The organism is Brunnivagina elsteri CCALA 953 (genome assembly GCF_002289455.1).
Lineage (GTDB): Bacteria > Cyanobacteriota > Cyanobacteriia > Cyanobacteriales > Nostocaceae > Brunnivagina > Brunnivagina elsteri.
In genome coordinates, this window is the sequence record NZ_NTFS01000581.1 from 1 (window position 1) to 3,025 (window position 3,025).

A 3,025-nucleotide genomic window follows, 5' to 3' on the forward strand; every position below is an offset into this window, starting at 1 on the left:
TGCGATCGCTCGAAATTTCGCACTTAATTTATTCCGTGACAATATGTTTGAAAATATGGCGCAAGCTCAACGGTTGTCTTCCTTTGGGTTAGACACACTTCAGCAACTTTTTAGAATGAAATAGCCCTGGGCAGCAAGTCCTAATTAAAGGTGAGAATCCTGACGATAATCGTAATTTCACTGTTCTGATTCCTATGTTTCCTCTGTATTACCTACATAAATGCCTAAAGCTCGTGCTGTATCCACCAAATAAGAATTTGCAGCTACATACAACGGACTTTCAGCCAAAACAGCATCCAAAGAAACAGCCTCAACTTGTCCATTTCGCCAAGCTACCATTTTTCCACTTTCCCCAGCCGCAATTAAATCCACAGCAGCTTTACCAAAAGCACTTGCCACCAAACGATCTAAAGCTGTAGGTATTCCCCCACGTTGAATATGTCCCAACACAGAAACGCGAATATCAAGTTCGTTGTGACTGCAATTACGTATTTCATCAGCTATGTATTGCCCTATCCCGCAGTTTGGAATTTGAGATGATCTATACATAGATGAATCATCTGCTATTTTTACCCCTTCTGCGACAATAAGAATTGCAAATCTCCGTCCCCAGTTGTCGCGCAATTCTTTTAAATGTTCGCATATTCCCTGGATAGAATAGGGGATTTCGGGAATTAAAATTACATCCGCACCACCAGCAATTCCCGAATGTAGTGCCAAATGTCCCGCGCTGCGACCCATTACCTCTACAATCATGATGCGATCGTGACTCGCTGCGGTGAATGTGAGACGATTTAATGAATCCACAATTGTATTTACAGCAGTGTCAAATCCAACGACTCTATCTGTCAATGCCACGTCGTTATCAATAGTTTTGGGAATTGCGATAAACTGCCAATTCCCTGCTATCTGTAATTTATTTAGTATTGCTAAACTTCCATCTCCACCGATACCAATTAAGGCATCAAGTTCCAAATATTGATAGCTGGCAATAATTTCATCAATTCGATCAAGAGTATCCCCTTTATTAATACTACCAAGAATTGTTCCTCCCATATTTAATAGTGGGTCAATTCCCCGTAAATCCAAACCATGCCGAGATAGAGGAATTGCTTTTCTTTCTAATAAACCTTTTGTCGCATAGGGAATACCTAAAACTTCCCAATCGTAAGTCATAATAGCATGGCTGACTACTGCTCTAATTACTGCATTTAAACCCGGACAGTCTCCTCCACTTGTGAGAATGCCAAGTCTTTTGTGTGTTTTCATTACATCCACCTCACAAGCTTATTTGTCCACAATTAACGATTTAATGCTATTAAGTATAATTGGCACGTAAAGCCTGTTGGCATTGAGTTTAATGGCTATTTCAGGCGTTTTCAAGATACCTTTTTTTTACTGACGTGCCGTTTTTACTCAATAGCGATTTAATTTAGCCTTAACTCTTAGACACTAAACATAGAGAACTCACCGCACAAGTACTATGGGGTGAGTTCTCTATGTTTATTTATCTTATGGCTCCATCGCTTGTGGATTAGGGAAATAAGGTAAACTACGAAGCATGTCCAAAACTTCTATAGTTTTGAAGTTCCCTTTTTGTAAAATAATGGGTTTATCGGGTTGGCGAACAATCTCTACTTGTACATAGATATTATCGACAGTAATAATGTTGATAAAAATTTGTATTTTGTGAGTATTCGCTGCACTCAATTTAACTAAATTTGCTTGCATTGCCCATCGATTTGGGTTTGCTTCTATCGTCTTAAATTCGTGGTATCCCAAATTACGGATTAACTCCGTCATGACTTCATTGGGGTCTTGCAGGTTTAGTTCGCGAGTCAGAGGTGTTCTGTCTCGAAGAATACTTGCATCTTCTTCTGGCATCAGGGTCAAACGTTCGAGTAGCATAGTTTTCAACTCCTATCTTAAAACTTTAACTTCAACCATGTTTTATTTGCTACTTTTAATCTAGATGAAAAATATGAGGAAGTTGTGAAGTCTGTTGAGGATATCTAAGTTTATATTTCCTAGTTGCTCAATTAAGTTATAACCCACATTCCGCACTTCAAAATGTAGCATTTCATGCTACACCAGAACTCTCTGGTACGAGTAAATAAAAATACTCATAAAATTCAAGTAAGACAGTATTAAGAATTAGTCGAAGTTACTAAATATACAGAGAATTACGTAGGCAATTAATACTGGTTTCAAGCTTTTTAGAAAACTTAATATACATTGTTTTTTCGTGCCAAATTACTTAGATACCAAAAGTGAGACAATCAAAAAAACTCAAAAATATTTGAGAGGTAAAAATGTCTCCAACATCAAAAGCAGAAATTAAAAATATCGATCATCTCGGAATAGTAGCTGGGCTAATTGATGAAGTAGGAATAGTTGAAATAATTAATTCAAAACTAGGAGTAGACTCCCGCGAGAAGATTACAGCAGGAGTATTGGTAAAAGCTGTTTTAATCAATGGATTAGGATTTGTATCAAGACCTTTATATTTATTCAAGCAGTTTTTTGATGATAAAGCAATTGAATTATTATTGGGAGAAGGTGTAGAAAGTAATTATCTCAACGACGATAAAATTGGAAGAGTCATGGATGATTTATATAAATATGGATTGAATAATTTGTTTATAGAAATTGTATTATCAGTAATTAAGAAATTTAAAATAGATACAAAATATTCACATTTAGATGCAACTTCATTTCATTTACACGGGAAGTATAAAAGCGAAATCAATCAAGAGAAAGAAGAAGAAATCACTAAAGAAAGACCAATATTCATCACCAAAGGATATTCTCGTGACCCTTCGGGTAAGCGCAAAGCGCAGGCTTCGCCAACGCCACTTTGACGAAGAGAAGTTGCGTGCGCGGGTTCCCCGCGTTGAGCAAACTTCGGGGACGGAAACCGACACCGCCAAGTGGACTCACCATAGACCACCTGAGTTCGATATAACAGAAACGCTTAGAAATAAGTTGTAATCAATATTCTATCAATTAGTGCTTATTATTGACA

The 3,025-nt window shown here is 37.3% G+C and carries 2 protein-coding genes and 1 pseudogene; 1 reads left to right on the forward strand and 2 read right to left on the reverse strand.

The window, feature by feature from the left end; genetic code table 11:
- Positions 1-192: 192 nt before the first annotated feature.
- Both CK510_RS28635 and CK510_RS28640 read right to left on the reverse strand, forming a co-directional pair.
- On the reverse strand, positions 193-1,269 hold the full coding sequence (locus CK510_RS28635; RefSeq protein WP_095724871.1) for an ATP-dependent 6-phosphofructokinase: 1,077 nt from the start codon (positions 1,267-1,269) through the stop codon (positions 193-195).
- A 243-nt stretch (positions 1,270-1,512) separates the two neighbouring features.
- The gene (locus CK510_RS28640) at positions 1,513-1,908 is read right to left on the reverse strand and encodes a hypothetical protein (RefSeq protein WP_095724872.1); all 396 of its coding nucleotides are present in this window, start codon (positions 1,906-1,908) and stop codon (positions 1,513-1,515) included.
- Positions 1,909-2,312: 404 nt separating this feature from the next.
- Here CK510_RS28640 and CK510_RS28645 point away from each other — a divergent pair.
- Positions 2,313-2,816 (forward strand): annotated as a pseudogene (locus tag CK510_RS28645) (IS1634 family transposase); the annotation flags it as partial.
- Positions 2,817-3,025: the final 209 nt, after the last annotated feature.

Excerpts from the sequence above, each read along its gene's own strand:
- CK510_RS28635 (WP_095724871.1), bottom strand. The coding sequence starts at position 1,269 with ATGAAAACACACAAAAGACTTGGCATTCTCACAAGTGGAGGAGACTGT.
- CK510_RS28640 (WP_095724872.1), bottom strand. The coding sequence starts at position 1,908 with ATGCTACTCGAACGTTTGACCCTGATGCCAGAAGAAGATGCAAGTATT.